11 protein-coding genes are annotated in these 19,875 nt (G+C 34.2%); 5 read left to right on the top strand and 6 right to left on the bottom strand.

All coding sequences use genetic code 11. From position 1 onward, the window contains the following. Positions 1 to 140 precede the first annotated feature (140 nt). From M0M44_RS10175 to M0M44_RS10165, 3 genes are all read left to right on the top strand, one after another. The gene (locus M0M44_RS10175) at positions 141 to 1,520 is read left to right on the top strand and encodes a Kelch repeat-containing protein (protein ID WP_248729642.1); all 1,380 of its coding nucleotides are present in this window, start codon (positions 141 to 143) and stop codon (positions 1,518 to 1,520) included. Positions 1,521 to 1,725: 205 nt separating this feature from the next. Next, positions 1,726 to 2,799, top strand: a complete 1,074-nt coding sequence (locus M0M44_RS10170; RefSeq protein ID WP_248729641.1) for a Kelch repeat-containing protein — start codon at positions 1,726 to 1,728, stop codon at positions 2,797 to 2,799. Between the two features lie 87 nt (positions 2,800 to 2,886). Further along, positions 2,887 to 3,126 carry a kelch repeat-containing protein gene (locus M0M44_RS10165; RefSeq protein WP_420842763.1) on the top strand — a complete coding sequence of 80 codons (240 nt, stop codon included), beginning with the start codon at positions 2,887 to 2,889 and terminating at the stop codon, positions 3,124 to 3,126. Positions 3,127 to 3,198: 72 nt separating this feature from the next. On the opposite strand, the gene M0M44_RS10160 is transcribed toward M0M44_RS10165, so the two are convergent. The 4 genes from M0M44_RS10160 to M0M44_RS10145 form a co-directional block, all read right to left on the bottom strand. After that, positions 3,199 to 5,463, bottom strand: a complete 2,265-nt coding sequence (locus tag M0M44_RS10160) for an aconitate hydratase (RefSeq protein WP_248729639.1) — start codon at positions 5,461 to 5,463, stop codon at positions 3,199 to 3,201. Positions 5,464 to 5,586: 123 nt separating this feature from the next. After that, positions 5,587 to 8,358, bottom strand: coding sequence for a bifunctional aconitate hydratase 2/2-methylisocitrate dehydratase (locus M0M44_RS10155; protein WP_248729638.1), 2,772 nt, complete (start codon positions 8,356 to 8,358; stop codon positions 5,587 to 5,589). Positions 8,359 to 8,736: 378 nt separating this feature from the next. Continuing rightward, positions 8,737 to 9,690 (bottom strand): AAA family ATPase, encoded by a 954-nt coding sequence (locus tag M0M44_RS10150; protein WP_095928768.1) that lies wholly within the window; start codon positions 9,688 to 9,690, stop codon positions 8,737 to 8,739. Positions 9,691 to 9,768: 78 nt separating this feature from the next. After that, entirely contained in the window at positions 9,769 to 11,199 is a 1,431-nt protein-coding gene (locus M0M44_RS10145) for a peptidylprolyl isomerase (protein WP_248729637.1), read from the bottom strand. Positions 11,200 to 11,686: 487 nt separating this feature from the next. Between M0M44_RS10145 and M0M44_RS10140 the strand changes: the two genes are divergently transcribed. Together M0M44_RS10140 and M0M44_RS10135 are read left to right on the top strand one after the other, a co-directional pair. Continuing rightward, positions 11,687 to 13,129 (top strand): alpha-amylase, encoded by a 1,443-nt coding sequence (locus tag M0M44_RS10140; RefSeq protein ID WP_248729636.1) that lies wholly within the window; start codon positions 11,687 to 11,689, stop codon positions 13,127 to 13,129. Positions 13,130 to 13,279: 150 nt separating this feature from the next. Further along, a complete protein-coding gene (locus M0M44_RS10135; protein ID WP_095928765.1) occupies positions 13,280 to 14,872 on the top strand; it encodes a peptide chain release factor 3 in 1,593 nt (530 codons plus the stop codon). A 316-nt stretch (positions 14,873 to 15,188) separates the two neighbouring features. On the opposite strand, the gene M0M44_RS10130 is transcribed toward M0M44_RS10135, so the two are convergent. Both M0M44_RS10130 and rpoC read right to left on the bottom strand, forming a co-directional pair. Then, positions 15,189 to 15,500, bottom strand: a complete 312-nt coding sequence (locus M0M44_RS10130; protein ID WP_109192123.1) for a DUF3467 domain-containing protein — start codon at positions 15,498 to 15,500, stop codon at positions 15,189 to 15,191. 10 nt (positions 15,501 to 15,510) lie between these two features. Continuing rightward, positions 15,511 to 19,818, bottom strand: coding sequence for a DNA-directed RNA polymerase subunit beta' (rpoC, locus tag M0M44_RS10125; RefSeq protein ID WP_095928763.1), 4,308 nt, complete (start codon positions 19,816 to 19,818; stop codon positions 15,511 to 15,513). Between the last annotated feature and the right edge of the window lie 57 nt (positions 19,819 to 19,875).

Raw genomic sequence — 19,875 nt, 5'->3', positions numbered from 1 at the left:
AAAAAAATCGGTATTTTTAACAATTATTTTACCTCAAATTAACAGCCTCGGCATAAAAATTGAGCCAACTTTTTGAAACGCAGTTTTTTATAAAAATTCGCATTTTTAAAAATTTTCTAACCAAACTAAAACCTAATATTGTGAAAAAACTACTCTACATTGTCCTTTTACTGCCTTTTATTACAAATTCGCAAACAATAAACGGAATTGTTAAATCTGAAAGCACTAATTTACCGATAGAAGATGCAAACATATATGCATTACGAGCTCAAGTAGGAACTATAACCAATGACATTGGGGAATTTTCACTAAACAAAGCAAAAGCCAGCGATACACTTCATGTATCACATATTGGATACATCTCGACAAAAATTGCAATTGCCGATTTTAAAAAGTCAAATTTTATTATTTCACTTAAAGAAGACATCGAAACTCTTAATAATGTAGAGATCACAAATCGCCAAGCGAAATTAAAATCTAAACTTGACTTTACTAAGCTTAAATCTTTAGATAATGTTCTTTATTCTTTTGGTTCGACAGTAATAAATGGCAAAATTTATATCACAGGTGGTGATATCAGTGAAGAAGAGAATGTACTAAACATTTTAAAGGAAAGAAGCATAAGTTCTGACAACGATCCTAACTTCGAAAAAAAATATCGAGATTTACTTCAAATGTCAGTATCCAAAAAATTCTATAGAAAAGATTTACTTATTTACGATCCTAAAACAGATATCTGGGAGAAATCAGATACAAAATTCAAAGGAAGAGCCTATCATAACATAAATTATTACAACAATACGCTTTATGTTTTAGGAGGAAAAAGGATGTCTACAAACCAAAGATTTGAATTTTTAGAAAACGAAATTGAAGTTTTTGACCTTAATAAAAATTCAATTACAATTGACAAAACCAATCCACACACAGCTGCAGATTTTGCTTCTTTTGTATATAAAGACAACATCATTGTTATGGGAGGCTCTATAAAAAAGAATGAAAAAGGGCAAAAAACCTTCACTAACAAAGTGCACATGTACAATATCACTTCAGGATTATGGTATGAGTTAGAAAAAATGCCCGTTGCCAAAGAAGTAAAAGGAGTTTTGATTGGCGATAAAATTTTTACTGTTGGAAGCAAGGACAACAAAAGCTTATCTGAAATCCAGAGTTTTGATTTAACAAATGAAACCTGGAAAAATGAAGCGACTTTAATTTCTCACCTAGAAAATCCGGCAATTGCTTACAATCTTGATGACATTTACCTTCTTGAAGATGGGAAGCTGTCAATCTACAATACAAAATCAAAACAAATTAAAGAATATTTTGTTGATCTTCAATTAAGAGGTGCCACCATGCATTTTATAAATAACAAATTGTACATTATTGGAGGTTATTCATTTGGCTCATTCATGAAGATTCCTTCATCAAAGGCGTACAGCATTTCTATTGACGAATTTGACACTACCGCACCAAACCGCATTAGAATTTCATCTCAAAATAATGTCGCTCAAAGAAACTAACTCGTAATAAAATGTTCTGTAAAAAAACAGAACATTTTTTTTTGTCTTATTTTATAAAACAGAAATAAACTGTGGTTTTTAACCGAAAGTCCTTTTCATTTCAATTGGAACTCAAAAAATTTAATAGTAAATTTACTTCAAATCAGCCACTATAATTTAGAAGTCCACCTTTGAAGAATTAAATCCAAGATAAAACTTATTTACAGTGAAAAAACTACTTTACATTGCTTTACTGCCTTTTATTGCAAATGCGCAATTAGTAAGCGGGATTGTCAAATCTCAAAAAACCAACTTACCGATAGAAGATGCCAACATTTATGCATTGCATACTCAAATTGGAACTTTAACCAATGAGAAGGGAGAATTTTCACTAAACAATAAAACAAAACCAAACGACACCCTTCAGATTTCTCATATTGGATATTCAACAACAAAAATTACGATTACAGATTTAAAAAAGTCAAATTATGTTATCTCACTTGAAGAAGATATTGAAACTTTAAAAAATGTAATTATTGCCGATAATAGGTGGTCGAAATTAAAATCTAAACTTGATTTTACCAAACTATCACCTTTAGAATATGGTATTTATTCCTTTGGCTCCGTGGTAGCAAATGGCAAAATTTATGTTATTGGAGGCGATAATAGTGAACAATGGAATGTTTTAACTACTATAAAATCAAAAGACATTGGCGGCGGTGATCCTACTAGATTTAACGATCCTGTTTTTATAAACAAATACCTTCAAGAGATTGGAGGCGATCAAGGTAAAGTTTTTTACAAGGGAGACCTCCTTGCTTATGATCCTAAAACAGATGTATGGGAGAAATCAAATCAGAAATTAAAAAAACGAGCTTACCATAATATAAATTTTTACAATAACACACTTTATGTTTTGGGAGGAAAAAGAGGGCCACTAGGCAATAAAAAACATGAATTTCTAGATAATGAAATTGAAGTTTTTGACCTTAACACAAATCAAATTACAATTGACAAAACAAATCCACATAAAGCCGTAAACTTTGCTTCATTCACTTATAAGGACAACATTATTGTTATGGGCGGATCGATAAAATCAACTGTAAGAGGTGCAAAAATTTTTACAGATAAAGTACATCTGTACAATTTAACTTCTGGCCTATGGTATGAGTTAACAAAAATGCCTGTAGCCCAAGAAGTAAGCGGAGTTTTGATTGAGGACAAAATTTTCACAATTGGCAATAGCGACAATAGAAGTTTTTCTGAAATTCACAGCTTCGATTTAACAAATGAAAGCTGAAAAAAGGAAGCAACTTTACTCCTTCGACTCGAAAATCCTGCCGTTACACACAATGACGACACTATTTACCTATTTGAAGACGGAAAATTGTTCGTTTACAATACAAAATCAAAACTAATTAAAGAATTTTATATTAATCTCGAGCTAAAATGTGCTGCAATGCACTTTATTAATGACAAATTATATATCATTGGAGGATACGATTTTAGCAATTACTACACGTCTCCTTCGTCCAAAACATACAGCATTTCTATAGATGAATTTGAGACCACAAGACCTTACCGAATTAGAGTTTTATCACAAGATAGTTTAGCAAACAAAAACTAATTTTATCATATTGCTTATAAAAAACAAAAGCCCTGTTTTCACAGGGCTTTTACATTATATAAAATTTAAATATTAAGCTTTTCCGGCTGCAATTAAATTTAATGCAGAACCTGCAACAAACCAGCCAATTTGACCTGCGTTGTAGGTATGGTTTGCCAAGATAATATCTTTTGTACCATCTGCATGAACAAATTCTAATGTTAATGGTTTGCCTGGAGCAAATTCTGTTAAATCTAAGAAGTTAATTGTGTCATCTTCTTGGATTTTATCGTAATCTCCTTCGTTCGCAAATGTCAATCCTAAAAGACCTTGTTTTTTAAGGTTTGTTTCATGGATACGTGCAAAAGATTTTACCAATACCGCTTTAACACCTAAGAAACGAGGTTCCATAGCTGCATGCTCACGAGAAGAACCTTCTCCGTAGTTATGATCTCCAACTACAATAGATGGAACTCCAGCTGCTTTGTACGAACGAGCTACAGCAGGAACAGCATCATATTCACCCGTTAATTGGTTTTTAACCGAATTTGTTTTTTGATTGTAAGCATTTACTGCTCCGATCAACATATTATTTGAAATATTATCTAAGTGTCCACGGAAACGCAACCATGGCCCAGCCATAGAGATGTGATCTGTAGTACATTTTCCGAATGCTTTGATTAACAATTTAGCACCAGTAATATTTTTACCATCCCAAGCATCAAATGGAGCCAACAATTGTAAACGCTCTGAAGCTGGATTAACCACTACTTGAACACTTGAACCATCTTCCGCAGGAGCTTGAAAACCTGGATCTTCAGCATAGAAGCCTTTAGCAGGAAGTTCGTCTCCTGTTGGCTCGTCAAGCATTACTTCTTCTCCATCTTCATTGATTAATTTATCTGTCAGTGGATTAAAACTTAAATCACCTGCAATAGCTAAAGCCGTTACCAACTCTGGAGATCCTACAAAGGCCAAAGTATTTGGGTTACCGTCTGCACGTTTTGAGAAGTTACGATTGAAAGAGTGCACGATTGTGTTTCTTTCTTCTTTTTCTGCTCCTTCTCTATCCCACATACCAATACACGGTCCGCAGGCATTTGCAAAAACTGTTGCACCAATTTTATGGAAAGTATCGATAAATCCATCTCTTTCGATTGTAGAACGCACTACTTCAGAACCTGGAGTGATTGTAAATTGTGACTTTGTTTTTAAATTTTTATCAGCAACCTGTCTTGCTAATGAAGCTGCACGAGAAATATCTTCGTAAGAAGAGTTTGTACAAGAACCTATTAAACCAACTTGAATTTGTAATGGCCAATTATTTTTAACCGCTTCTTCTTTCATTTTAGAAATTGGAGTAGCTAAATCTGGAGTAAAAGGACCGTTTAAATGTGGTTCTAATGTAGATAAGTTTATTTCAATAACTTGATCAAAATATTTTTCTGGATCTGCATATACTTCTGGATCTCCTGTTAAGTAAGAAGCAATTTTATCTGCAGCATCAGCCACTTCTGCTCTATTTGTCGAACGTAAGTAACGGCTCATTGAATCATCGTAGCCAAAAGTTGAAGTTGTAGCCCCAATCTCAGCTCCCATATTACAAATTGTTCCTTTACCTGTACAAGACATAGCTGTTGCGCCTTCACCAAAATATTCTACAATAGCACCAGTACCGCCTTTTACAGTAAGAATACCTGCAACTTTAAGAATAACATCTTTTGGAGCCGTCCATCCCGATAATTTACCGGTTAATTTAACTCCGATAAGTTTAGGAAATTTAAGTTCCCAAGCCATTCCAGACATAACATCTACAGCATCTGCTCCACCAACACCAATTGCGACCATTCCTAAACCACCTGCATTTACAGTATGAGAATCGGTACCAATCATCATTCCACCTGGAAATGCATAATTTTCAAGTACAACTTGGTGGATAATTCCAGCTCCTGGCTTCCAGAAACCAATTCCGTATTTATTAGAAACAGAAGATAAGAAGTCGAAAACTTCATTACTTTGTGTTTTTGCTCTTGCCAAATCGGTTACAGCATCTACTTTTGCCTGAATTAAGTGATCACAATGTACCGTTGTTGGAACTGCCACTTTAGATTTACCAGCATGCATAAACTGTAATAATGCCATTTGTGCAGTTGCATCTTGACAAGCTACGCGATCGGGTGCAAAATCAACGTAATCAATTCCTCTTCCAAACGCCTTAGTAGGATTTCCATCCCAAAGGTGATTGTATAAAATTTTCTCTGTTAAAGTAAGCGGACGACCAACAATCTCGCGCGCTTTATCAACGCGACCTGGCATGTTTTCGTACACTTTTTTAATCATTTCGATATCAAAAGCCATAGATTTTTTGTTTTTATTATTCTTTTTTGAACATGACAAGTTACAAAAAATAGAACAATTATTACTAAAAAAGCCCGAGTTTTACGACTCGGGCTTTTAAGATATTATTAAATAATCTTTCGATTACATAACTAATTGTTTGTTAGAAGGTGCGAACTTAGTTAAGTTAATACCATCTACCGCAGCAGTGTATTCTTCCATAGTTGGAGTTCTACCTAAAATTGTAGAAAGAACCACAACTGGAGTAGAAGAAAGTAAAGATTCTCCTTTTTTACCTTCTTTATCTTCTACAACTCTTCCTTGGAATAAACGAGTAGATGTCGCCATTACTGTATCTCCTTTAGCTGCTTTTTCTTGATTACCCATACAAAGGTTGCATCCTGGACGCTCTAAGTACAACATGTTTTCGTATTCCGTACGAGCTGCGCCTTTAGGAGCATTATCATCAAATTCGAAACCTGAGTATTTTTGTAAAACTTCCCAGTCACCTTCTGCTTTCAACTCATCAACGATGTTGTAAGTAGGAGGAGCAACTACAAGAGGAGCATTAAATTCAACTTTTCCTGTTTGCGCTTCAACATTTTTCAACATCTGAGCAAGGATTTTCATATCTCCTTTATGAACCATACAAGAACCAATAAATCCAAGATCTACCTTTTTCTCTCCACCATAAAAAGATAATGGTCTGATAGTATCGTGAGTATAACGTTTAGAAACATCTTTATTATTAACATCTGGGTCAGCAATCATTGGTTCAGCAATTAGATCCAAATCAACTACAACTTCAGCATAATATTTAGCATTTGCATCTGGAGTTAAAGCTGGTTTTTCACCAGATTTAATTTCAGTGATTCTCTTATCTGCTTTGTTGATTAAACCTTGAAGAACTTGTCTATCGTTATCCATTCCTTTATCAATCATGATCTGGATTCTACCTTTAGCAATTTCCAATGATTCGATTAAAGTATCGTCTTCTGAAATACAGATAGAAGCTTTTGCTTTCATCTCTGCAGTCCAGTCTGTAAATGTAAATGCTTGGTCAGCAGTAAGAGTTCCGATGTGAACCTCAATGATTCTTCCTTGGAATACGTTCTCCCCATTGAATTGCTTAAGCATTTGAGCTTGTGTAGCGTGAACCACATCACGGAAATCCATATAACCTTTCATGTCTCCTTTGAAAGTTACTTTTACAGATTCCGGAATTGGCATAGAAGCCTCTCCCGTAGCCAATGCAAGAGCAACAGTTCCTGAGTCAGCACCAAAAGCAACACCTTTAGACATTCTCGTGTGAGAGTCACCACCGATAATGATTGCCCATTCGTCGATAGTAATATCGTTAAGTACTTTATGGATTACGTCTGTCATTGAGTGATAAACACCTTTTGGGTCACGAGCCGTAATCAAACCAAAATTGTTCATAAACTTCATTAATTTAGGAATGTTAGCCTGAGCTTTTTTATCCCAAACAGAAGCAGTATGACAACCAGATTGATAAGCACCGTCAACAATTGGAGAAATAACTGTAGCAGCCATAGACTCTAATTCTTGAGCCGTCATAAGACCTGTAGTATCTTGAGAACCTACGATATTTACTTCTACACGAACGTCTGATCCAGCGTGTAAAACTTTTCCTGGAGCAATCCCTACAGCATTTTTGTTGAAGATTTTTTCAACTGCAGTTAAACCTTGTCCTTCGTTAGAAATTTCTTTAGATGGAGCAAATACTGCAGGAGCTTCGATATCCAATACTTTAGCAGCGAAAGTTTGAAGTTTTTTACCAAATACAATTGCGTAAGACCCTCCAGCTCTAATGAACTCTTTTTTCTGAGGATTAAATGATCTAGAAATATCAATTAATTCTTGATCACCGTTGTATAATTTTTTAGTTTGAGTATTAATAGTAAGAACAGTTCCTGTAGCAACAGAATATGCCTGCTCAAGAATTGGCTCGTTATTTTCGTTCAATACTGGTTTTCCGTCTGCATCTAATTTTTTAACCCAGTTTTTAAGGTCAATTCCAATACCACCAGTTACGTCAACTGTAGTAAGGAAAATTGGAGAAATACCATTTGTACCTCCAACAATTGGAGCAATATTAACGAACGGAACATACTCACTTGCTTGTTTTCCTGTCCAAAGTGCCACGTTGTTTACACCTGACATTCTAGAAGAACCAACTCCCATTGTACCTTTTTCAGCGATTAACATCACACTTGCATCTGGATGTTTTGCCTGAAGCGCTTGAATTTCTTTTTGAGCTTCTGGCGTAATCATACATTTTCCGTGAAGTTCACGGTCAGAACGAGAGTGCGCTTGGTTTCCTGGAGATAATAAATCTGTAGAGATATCCCCTTCTCCAGCGATATAAGTAACAACTTTAATTTCTTCAGCTATTTCTGGAAGCTTAGTGAAGAATTCAGCTTTTGCATAACTTTCGATAATTTCTTTAGCGAATGCATTACCACTTTTGAACGCTTCTTTTAAACGGTCAGTATCTGCATCGTAAAGGAAAACTTGAGTTTTAAGAACGTCTGCAGCTTGTTGAGCAATTGCAGCATCATTTCCTAAAGCTAGATCTAATAACACTTCAATTGAAGGTCCACCCTTCATGTGTGATAATAATTCAAAAGCAAAAGCTGGAGTAATTTCTGCTACAATTGATTGACCTAAAATAATTTCTTTTAAAAACTTAGCTTTTTCACCTGCAGCACTTGTAGTACCTGGTAAAGTATTGTAAATAAAAAACTTAAGAGAGTCTTCGCGATTTGCGTTATCAACATCTTTAATTTGAGCAATGATTTCGCTTAATAATTCAGCTCCATCGATTGGTTTAGGGTGTAACCCTTGATTTTTTCTTTCTTCAATTTCTTGAATGTAATCCTGATAAATATTCATAATAAAAGCGGATTTATTTTTTTGAGGCAAATTTAAGCATTAAAGACGATAATTAAAAAAAATTTAATAGAACAAGCCTTTTCAAAAATTATTATTGCTAAAAAACGATTTTCACTGCTTGTTTTTGCCAAAAACTCAATTTTACATCAAAATAATGAATTATTAATATTTAAAGACCTTTTCTTTAACAAAGTCGAAATTTGATGTTAGAAAACAAGTAAGTTTTTACTTCTATTTTCAAGAAGAATCTTTCTAAATAAGCAATTATAACGTTATAGTTGGGATTTTAAACGTCGTTTGAGAAGAGTTTTCCATTTGCTAAAAACAAAAAATCCTGACAATAAATTATCAGGATTCTGAAAATGTAAATTTCAAATTTTACATTAATTTTTTAATAATAACTTCTTCAGTTATTCCTTCGGCGTCTGCTTTATAGTTTTTAATAATTCTATGTCTCAAAATACCTGTCGCAACGGCTTGTACATCCTCAATATCTGGTGAGAATTTCCCATTGAAAGCCGCATGCGCTTTTGCTGCTAGAATTAAATTCTGTGAAGCTCTTGGCCCTGCTCCCCAATCTAAATAGTTTTTCACAAAATCATTAGTCAAACTATTATCTGGACGAGTTTTGCTTACTAGAGTTACCGCATATTCTATAACATTATCTGCAACAGGAATTCTACGAATTAGATGCTGAAAATCAATAATTTCTTGAGCTGTAAATAATGGATTAATTTCTGTTTTCACATCAGAAGTTGTTCTTTTTACAACTTGAACTTCTTCTTCAAAAGTTGGATATTCCAATTTAATAGCAAACATAAAACGGTCTAATTGCGCTTCTGGCAAAGGATAAGTCCCTTCTTGCTCAATAGGGTTTTGAGTTGCTAAAACAAAATAGGGCAAATCTAATTTATGATGTTGTCCCGCAATTGTCACCGATCTTTCTTGCATTGCTTCCAACAAAGCCGCTTGTGTTTTTGGCGGCGTTCTATTTATCTCATCGGCCAAAATAATATTGGAAAAAATGGGTCCTTTAATGAATTTGAAGTTCCTATTTTCATCTAAAATTTCGCTTCCTAAAATATCCGAAGGCATCAAATCTGGCGTAAACTGAATTCTTTTAAAATCCAGACCTAAAGCCTGAGACAAAGTATTAATCATTAAGGTTTTTGCCAAACCAGGAACTCCAATTAAAAGTGCGTGTCCTCCAGAAAATATACAAAGTAAAATTTGATCTACAACGGCGTCCTGCCCTACAATGATTTTCGCTATTTCTTTTTTTAATTCATTTCTTTTTTGAACTAAATTGTGAATTGCTGTTACGTCAGACATTTATGAATATATTTAAAATTAAAAAGAGTTAATTCTATGAATTCATAAAACTAACTCTTTTTATTTATTTATTAAAACTTATTTTTTCAACCAATTGTTTGCAAAAGAACAGTCTTTATACTCGCCTATAATTTTGATGTAAGTATCTTTAATTTTAGCATCAAACCATTTTGCAATTGCATTGATCTGCTTTTCTTTTAATGCTAATTCTTTGATCTTAGTATAATCTTTAGCATAATCTGCAGTATGATCTTCAATTCTGTTGGTAACTGTAATTAACTTGTATGTTTTTTTACCTTTATCATCAGTATTTAAAAGTGGCTGAGAAATCTCATCTCCTTTTAAATTTGAAACCTGGCTGTATAAAGTCGGATCCATTTTTGTCAACTCAAATCGAGTATCTTGTGTTGTTGGATTTACCAATGTCCCTCCGTTTGCTCTAGTTTCCTTTTCATCAGATTCTGTTCTTGCAGCTTCAGCAAAAGTCAGTTCTTTATTGATGATTTTATTTCTAATATTTGTAATTCTTTCTTTTGCTTCTTTTAAAGCTGCTTCAGAAACAGTTGGAGCAATCAAAATATGGCGAAGCTCTACTTCTTGCCCTTTGATTTTTTCTACCATAATAATATGGTATCCAAAAGTAGTTTCAAATGGTTGGGAAATCTCACCCGCTTGCAAACTAAATGCAACATCTTTAAATTCTTTAACAAAAGGAGTTTTTCTTGTCATTTTATAATATCCTCCATTTGGTGCAGATCCTGGATCTTGAGAATATAAAACTGCTTTTGTTGCAAAACTAGAGCCTTCTAGAACGTCTTGTCGAATTGCATTTAATCTATCGATAACTTTTTGCTTGTCTTCTTTAGAAATTTTAGGCTCTACAACAATTTGAGCTACTTCCATTTCGGCTCCAAAAGTTGGCAATTCATCTTTTGGGATTTTCTTAAAGAAATTACGAACTTCTTCTGGAGTGATTTCAACATCTTTAACGATCTTATCTCTCATTTCCGATGCTAATTTTTGCTCCTTTAAGATATCAGCAAAATAAGTTTTAAACTCTTCTACAGAGCTTTTTTTGTAGTATTCAACTACTTTATTGATATCTCCTACCTGTTGCGTCATATAATTAAGACGATCTTCCATCATTCCTCTTACCTCCGCATCACTTACGATAATACTATCCTGAATTGCTTGGTGAGCATATAATTTATCTTCTAAAAGTTTACCAAGCATCTGGCATCTTGTAATATCTTTTACAGATCCACCTTGCGCAGTAATTTCTAAAAATCCTTTATCGATATCAGAATCTAAAACGATATAATCTCCTACTGTAGCAATAATTCCGTCGATTTTCAATTTTCCCCCAGAAGGAACTTCAATTGGTTTTTGGGCCACAACATCAGGAATAACTTCTTGCGCTGAGATAATTGGAGTAAAAAAAAGAAAAAAACAAATTGTTAGAGCAAACTTGTAATCAATTGTTTTTAGCTGTAATTTTTTTAATAGCATTATTTTAATTTTTATTTGAATGTAAGCCTGTTTTAGATAATTCCTCTGAAAATATGTATGTTCATCAAACATAAATAATTAAAGTATAGTTCTTTCGTAACTTATAACGAACAAAAATAACAATTCAATTACATAATCCAACTATCCGATATAGTATTAACAAAAAATTATAGGATAGTTCTCTTTCAATGTGCGAAATCATATATTCCAGTTTTTTTTATTTAATGAAAGACAGTTCCTAGGTGCTTTTAAAATTTAATTTTAAACAGCAAACAAATACCTAATTATAAGCACCATAAAAAAAGTTCTCAACACTACAACGTTTTCGTAATCATATATTTTCTTACAAATTAAAATTAAATCAAAAAAAAATTACTTTAGATGTGTAATTAATAATTTATAGGGTAAAAAAATATCAATATCAACATTTTTAACCCGAATAATTAAATAATTACAAAGCTCACTATTTAACTTAACCACATCTATTATGAAAAAACCTATTTTAAAATTATGCCTTATTACGGCCTTTAGCGCACTTCTGTATTCATGTTCTGAAAATGAAATCAGCGAATCGGGTGCAAAAACTGAAAGTCAAAAATTTAAAATCATCGATGTTACACATCACGACGGTAAACCCTTCAGTACAGGGGTTTCAAGCAATTCTACAACAGGTAAATATGCTGATAATCCTGGCGGAGGTGTTATGATGCAAGCTTTCTATTGGGATGTTCCCGCTGGAGGAAATTGGTGGAATACAGTAAGCAGTAAAGTAACTGCTTGGGGAAATGCTGGAATTGGCTCAATTTGGCTTCCACCTGCTTCAAAAGCGCAGAACGGAGCGTTTTCTATGGGATATGATCCAACAGATTATTTTGATTTTGGAGATTACAATCAAAACGGAAGCACTGAAACAAGATTCGGATCTAAAACTGAATTGGTGAACTTAATTACTGCAGCTCATAATGAGAATATAAAAGTATATGCTGATATCGTAATTAATCATAACAGCGGAGGGCAATCTGAAGCGAATCCTTTTACAGGAACAAATACGTGGACTAATTTCACAGGAGTTGCTTCGGGTAAATTCCCTCGCACCTATAATGATTTCTATAAAAATAGTTACGGAAATAATGACGAAGGCTCTTTTGGAGGTTTTCCTGATTTATGCCACGCTGCACCAAATGTACAAAACTGGCTTTGGCTTAGATCTGATGGCGTTGGAAAATATTATAAAAATACTATGAAATTTGATGGTTGGAGATTTGACTATGTAAAAGGCTTCGGTGCTTGGGTCGTAAATGCTTGGAATGCCAATGTAGGCGGATTTTCTGTTGGAGAATTATGGGATTCAAATGTAAATGTATTAAATGACTGGGCAAACAGTGCCAACAGCTCAGTATTTGATTTTGCTTGCTATTACAAAATGAATGACGCTTTTGACGGAAACAATCTTGCATTGCTAAATGATGATATGATGTGGAAACGTAATCCATACAAAGCAGTGACTTTTGTAACCAATCATGATACCGATGAAATTTGGAGCAAAATGCTTGCGTACTCCTATATATTAACTCACGAAGGTTATCCAACTATTTTTTATAGGGATTATGAAGAATGGTTAGACAAAAACAAATTAAACAATCTAATCTGGATTCACAACAACAAAGCAACAGGAACAACTTCTATTTTATATTCTGACAATGACGAATATGTTGCACGAAGAAACGGATATAATGGAAACCCAGGATTGGTAGTTTACATTAATAACTCAGACGTTTGGCAAGAAAGATGGGTTCAAACCAATTGGGCTAATACTCAAATTAAGGATTTCACAGGAAACTCAACTTGGTACCCGACTACTCAGGCAGATAAATGGGTAAAAATACAATGTCCTCCAAAAGGATATTCAATTTGGTCAATTAATCAGTAATTTTAAAAATGACTATTTAAGGCTGTTGTAAAACAGCCTTATTTTTTTGTTTAAAAATCCAGTTAGAAGTAAAGACTTCCAAATTTAAGAACTGAATATTTTTATAAAGCCGTAATTTAATAGTACTTTTGCAACCTATTTATACGAAATATGAGCTTTTTAAAAGAAATACAACGCAGAAGAACATTTGGAATTATATCGCATCCCGATGCCGGTAAAACGACATTAACAGAGAAATTACTTTTATTTGGAGGTGCAATTCAGGAAGCAGGAGCTGTAAAGAATAACAAAATTAAAAAAGGAGCAACGAGTGACTTTATGGAAATCGAACGCCAAAGAGGTATCTCGGTTTCAACTTCTGTGCTTGCTTTTAATTATAAAGATAAAAAAATCAACATCCTTGATACCCCTGGACACAAGGATTTTGCTGAAGATACATTTAGAACTTTAACTGCAGTCGACAGCGTAATTGTTGTAATTGATGTTGCTAAAGGGGTTGAGGAACAAACAGAAAAATTAGTTGCTGTTTGTAGAATGCGTAATATTCCTATGATTGTTTTCATCAACAAATTAGACCGTGAAGGTAAAGATGCTTTCGATTTGATGGATGAAGTAGAACAAAAATTAGGTTTAAAAGTTACACCGTTAAGTTTCCCAATCGGAATGGGTTATGATTTCCAAGGAATTTATAATTTATGGGAACAAAACATCAATCTTTTCAGCGGAGACAGCCGTAAAAATATTGAAGAAACAATTGCTTTTTCTGATGTACAGAACAACCCAGAATTGGATAAAATTGTGGGTGAAAAAGCAGCCAACAAACTTCGTGAAGAATTAGAATTAATTGATGAAGTATATCCTAAATTTGAACGTCAGGATTATTTGGATGGAAAAATCCAGCCAGTATTCTTCGGTTCAGCCTTAAATAATTTTGGAGTTCGTGAATTATTAGATTGTTTCATTACAATTGCACCATCTCCAAGACCAAAGGACTCAGAAACCCGTACAGTTGAACCTACAGAGGAGAAAATGACTGGGTTTGTTTTTAAAATCCACGCTAATATGGATCCAAAACACCGTGACCGTTTAGCCTTTATCAAAATTGTTTCTGGAACTTTCGAAAGAAATAAGCCTTATTACCACGTTCGTCAGAAGAAAAATTTAAAATTCTCAAGTCCGAATGCCTTTTTCGCTGAGAAAAAAGAAATTGTAGACATTTCTTATCCTGGTGATATTGTTGGTTTGCATGACACAGGAAACTTTAAAATTGGAGATACTTTAACAGAAGGTGAAATTATGAGCTTTAAAGGAATTCCAAGTTTCTCTCCAGAGCACTTTAGATATATTAATAATGCTGACCCAATGAAAGCTAAGCAATTAGAAAAAGGGGTTGATCAATTAATGGATGAAGGTGTAGCGCAGTTGTTTACTTTAGAGATGAATAATCGTAAAGTTATTGGAACGGTTGGAGCACTACAGTATGAGGTAATTCAATATCGTTTGGAGCATGAATATGGAGCAAAATGTACTTACGAAAACTTTCCTGTACATAAAGCTTGCTGGGTAAAGCCGGACGATGCTAAAAATGAAGAGTTTAAAGAATTCAAACGCATCAAACAAAAATTTCTTGCTCACGATAAATATGGTCAATTGGTATTCTTAGCAGATTCTGATTTTACAATTCAAATGACTCAAAGTAAATATCCAAGTGTAAAATTATATTTTACATCAGAGTTTGATTAAATCTAAACTTTAAATAAATAAAAAAAGGCTGTTTAAAATTTAAACAGCCTTTTTTTATTTGCATAATTTCTTCTATTTCAACTTAAAAAAAATTGCATAAAAAAAACGCTGATTCTAAAATCAGCGCTTCTTTATAATTTGAATTAAATCAACCTTACTTAGTTATTATATTTCAAAATTCAATCTTTTTTAGGTTATACCAAAGTAACACATTACACAATTGAAAAGAAATTTAGTCGACTAAAGTAAATTAAATCAGACAAACTGCATCTTTGCTTTGTTCCAAAAATAAAGCCCCTTTAAGGGGCTTTATAATTTATGCTTGTCCAGTTGGACCAAAATTAAGCGGAATTGGTGCTTGTTCCGTTTCTTTGATTTCGCCATGAGCGGCCTCAAATCTATGGATATTTTCACCTATAGCTCGCAATAACCTTTTAGCATGTTGCGGTGTCAAGACAATTCTCGACTTTACCTTAGCTTTAGGAATACCTGGCATAATGCTTACAAAATCTAAAACAAACTCTGATGAAGAGTGATTAATTATTGCAAGATTTGAATAAATTCCTTCTGCAATAGTTTCGTCTAACTCAATATTAATTTGCTCTTGTTGTTGTTTCGGATTACTCATAGCTTCCTAATTAATAAATATATTCTTCTTTATTAGCCATCATTTCGTTGTAATCATCTTTAGATCCTACGATAGTGTTATCGTATTCTCTCATACCAGTTCCAGCAGGAATTCTGTGTCCAACAATTACATTTTCTTTCAATCCTTCTAGATCATCTACTTTACCAGCTACTGCAGCTTCGTTAAGTACTTTCGTTGTCTCCTGGAATGAAGCCGCAGAAATGAATGATTTAGTTTGTAACGAAGCTCTTGTAATACCTTGAAGAACTGGCGTCGCAGTTGCAGTGATTACGTCTCTTGCTACAACAAGATTTTTATCTGTACGTTTCAAAAGTGAGTTTTCATCACGTAATTCACGAGGAGTAATGATCTGACCTGGTTTCAACACTGAAGAATCTCCAGCATCTTCAACTACCTTCATACCGTACAATTTATCGTTTTGAACGATGAAATCTTTAGTATGGATTAATTGATCCTCTAAGAATAAAGTATCACCTGGATCTTGAACTCTTACTTTACGCATCATTTGACGAATAACTACCTCAAAGTGCTTGTCGTTAATTTTTACCCCTTGCAAACGGTAAACCTCTTGAATTTCATTTACCAAGTACTGTTGAACAGCAGCTGGACCTTGAATTCTTAAGATATCATCTGGTGTAATTGCACCATCAGACAGTGGAACTCCCGCTCTTACGAAGTCATTTTCTTGCACTAAGATTTGGCTTGAAAGTTTAACTAAATACTTTTTAATCTCACCAAATTTAGATTCGATAACGATCTCACGGTTACCTCTTTTGATTTTTCCAAAAGAAACAACACCATCAATTTCAGATACAACTGCTGGATTAGAAGGGTTACGAGCCTCAAGCAACTCAGTAATTCTTGGTAAACCTCCCGTGATATCGCCCGCTTTAGAAGAACGACGAGGGATTTTTACTAATACTTTACCTGCTTTAATTTTCTCACCATTTTCAACCATTAAGTGTGCACCTACTGGTAAGTTGTAAGAACGAATCAATTCACCTTCTTTACCGTAAACCAATAAAGTTGGAATTAATTTTTTGTTTCTAGCCTCAGAAATTACTTTTTCTTGGAAACCAGTCTGCTCATCGATCTCAACCATGAACGATTGTCCTTGCTCTAAATCTTCGTAAGCAATCTTACCAGTAAACTCAGAAACAATTACACCGTTATATGGATCCCATTTACAGATTACAGTTCCTTTAGCTACAGTTTCTCCATCTCCAACAAAGATACTAGAACCGTAAGGAATGTTATGTGTGTTTAAAACAATTCCAGTTTTCTCGTCAACTAATTTTAATTCTGTCGAACGTGAAACTACGATATCAACAGAGTTACCTTCTCCGTCTTCTCCTTTAACTGTTTTTAAATCTTCAATTTCAAGTCTACCTGCGAATCTTGTAACAATACTAGACTCTTCAGAGATACCTCCAGCAACCCCTCCAACGTGGAACGTACGAAGTGTCAACTGTGTACCTGGCTCTCCAATAGACTGAGCTGCAATAACTCCGACAGCTTCACCTCTTTGTGTCATTTTACCAGTAGCTAAGTTTCTACCGTAACATTTAGCACAAATACCTTTTAAAGCTTCACAAGTTAATGGAGATCTAACTTCTACTTTTTCAATTGGAGAAGCTTCGATAGTTCTCATGATTGCTTCAGTGATTTGCTCTCCAGATTTAACCATTACTTCGTTAGTAAGAGGATTAATAACGTCTTGTAATGCAACACGTCCTAAAATTCTCTCTCCTAAAGATTCAACGATTTCCTCATTTTTCTTCAATGCCGCAACTTCAACACCTCTTAAAGTTCCACAATCTTCAATGTTAACAATAACATCTTGAGAAACGTCATGAAGCCTTCTTGTTAAGTAACCAGCATCGGCCGTTTTAAGAGCCGTATCCGCAAGACCTTTACGAGCACCGTGAGTAGAAATAAAGTACTCAAGGATAGAAAGACCTTCCTTAAAGTTAGAAAGAATCGGGTTTTCAATAATCTCACCACCACCGGCAGTAGATTTTTTAGGCTTAGCCATCAAACCACGCATACCAGTTAACTGACGAATCTGTTCCTTAGAACCCCTCGCCCCAGAGTCAAGCATCATATATACAGAGTTGAAACCTTGCTGGTCTTCTCTAATATTTTTCATTGCTAATTCTGTTAACTGAGCATTTGCTGAAGTCCATACGTCAATAACTTGGTTGTAACGCTCGTTATTTGTAATAAGACCCATGTTATAGTTAGTTGAAATACCTTCAACTTGCTCTCTAGCATCTGCAATTAACTTCGTTTTTTGTTCTGGAATTCTAATATCACCTAAAGAGAATGATAAACCTCCTCTAAATGCAAATTTATACCCCATATCTTTCATATTATCCAAGAAAGCTGCCGTTGTAGGTACATCAGTCACACTTAAAATGTGTCCGATAATATCTCTAAGGTTTTTCTTAGTCAATACGTCATTGATATATCCAGCTGCTTCCGGTACTACTTCGTTAAATAATACACGTCCTGCAGTTGTTTGAATAATTTGATACACTAATTCTCCAGCATCATTAAAATCTTTTGCTCTAATTTTTACACGAGCATTCAATTCTAATCTTCCTTCGTTTAATGCAATGTTTACTTCTTCAGCAGAGTAGAAAGTTAAATCCTGACCAATAATTTTGTGGTCTTCTGTAGAAATACGCTCTTTGGTCATATAATATAGACCCAAGACCATGTCCTGAGAAGGTACAGTAATTGGAGCACCATTTGCAGGGTTCAAGATATTGTGAGAAGCTAACATTAATAATTGAGCTTCTAAAATAGCCTCTGGTCCTAATGGTAAGTGAACTGCCATCTGGTCACCATCGAAATCGGCGTTGAATGCCGTACATACTAATGGGTGTAACTGGATCGCTTTTCCTTCAATTAATTTTGGTTGGAAAGCTTGAATACCAAGTCTGTGCAAAGTAGGAGCACGGTTAAGTAATACTGGATGTCCTTTAATTACGTTTTCAAGGATATCCCAAACTACAGGCTCTTTCTTATCAATTATTTTCTTAGCAGATTTTACTGTTTTTACAATACCTCTTTCGATCAATTTACGGATAACGAATGGTTTGTATAATTCAGAAGCCATATCTTTTGGCAATCCGCACTCATATAATTTTAACTCTGGACCAACGACAATTACCGAACGAGCAGAATAATCCACACGTTTTCCTAAAAGGTTTTGACGGAAACGTCCTTGTTTACCTTTTAATGAGTCAGATAATGATTTTAATGGTCTGTTTGATTCTGTTTTAACAGCAGAAGCTTTACGTGTGTTATCGAATAATGAATCTACAGATTCTTGCAACATACGTTTCTCGTTTCTTAAGATAACTTCTGGAGCTTTAATCTCCATTAATCTTTTTAAACGATTGTTACGAATGATTACACGACGATATAAATCGTTCAAATCTGAAGTTGCAAAACGACCTCCATCAAGTGGTACAAGCGGACGTAATTCTGGTGGAATAACTGGAACCACTTTCATGATCATCCATTCTGGACGGTTTTCGCGGTTTTCATTAGACTCACGGAAAGACTCAACAACTTGTAATCTTTTTAAAGCTTCAGTTTTTCTTTGTTTAGATGTTTCGTTGTTAGCGCTGTGTCTTAATTCATAAGATAAAGCATCTAAGTCAATACGAGCTAATAAATCCATGATACACTCTGCTCCCATTTTGGCAACAAATTTATTTGGATCTAAATCATCTAAATATTGGTTTTCTTGTGGAAGAGTATCTAAAATATTTAAATATTCCTCTTCAGTTAAGAAATCTAATCTTTGTAAAGATTCTCCATCTGCATTTTTAGCAATACCAGCTTGGATTACTACGTATCTTTCGTAGTAAATGATCATATCTAATTTCTTAGATGGAAGACCAAGGATATAACCAATTTTGTTTGGAAGAGAACGGAAGTACCAGATGTGAGCAATTGGCACAACAAGGTTGATGTGTCCTACTCTATCACGACGTACTTTTTTCTCAGTAACTTCAACACCACAACGGTCACAGATGATACCTTTGTAACGAATTCTTTTATACTTACCACAAGCACATTCAAAATCTTTTACTGGTCCGAAGATTCTTTCGCAGAAAAGTCCGTCACGCTCTGGTTTGTGAGTTCTATAGTTAATTGTTTCTGGCTTTAAAACCTCTCCTCTTGATTCTTTCAAGATAGATTCAGGCGAAGCCAATCCAATAGAAATTTTGTTAAATCTTTTTACTGGATTCTTTTCTTTATTGTTTCTGTTATTCATCATAGTTTTTACTATTGATTTATTTTGCAATTAAAAAATTGAATTTAGATTTATAATCTA

It is taken from the genome of Flavobacterium humidisoli, from assembly GCF_023272795.1.
GTDB classification, from domain to species: domain Bacteria; phylum Bacteroidota; class Bacteroidia; order Flavobacteriales; family Flavobacteriaceae; genus Flavobacterium; species Flavobacterium humidisoli.
The sequence above is the reverse complement of the archived record's forward strand: the minus strand, read 5'-3'. Positions and strand labels throughout refer to the sequence as shown.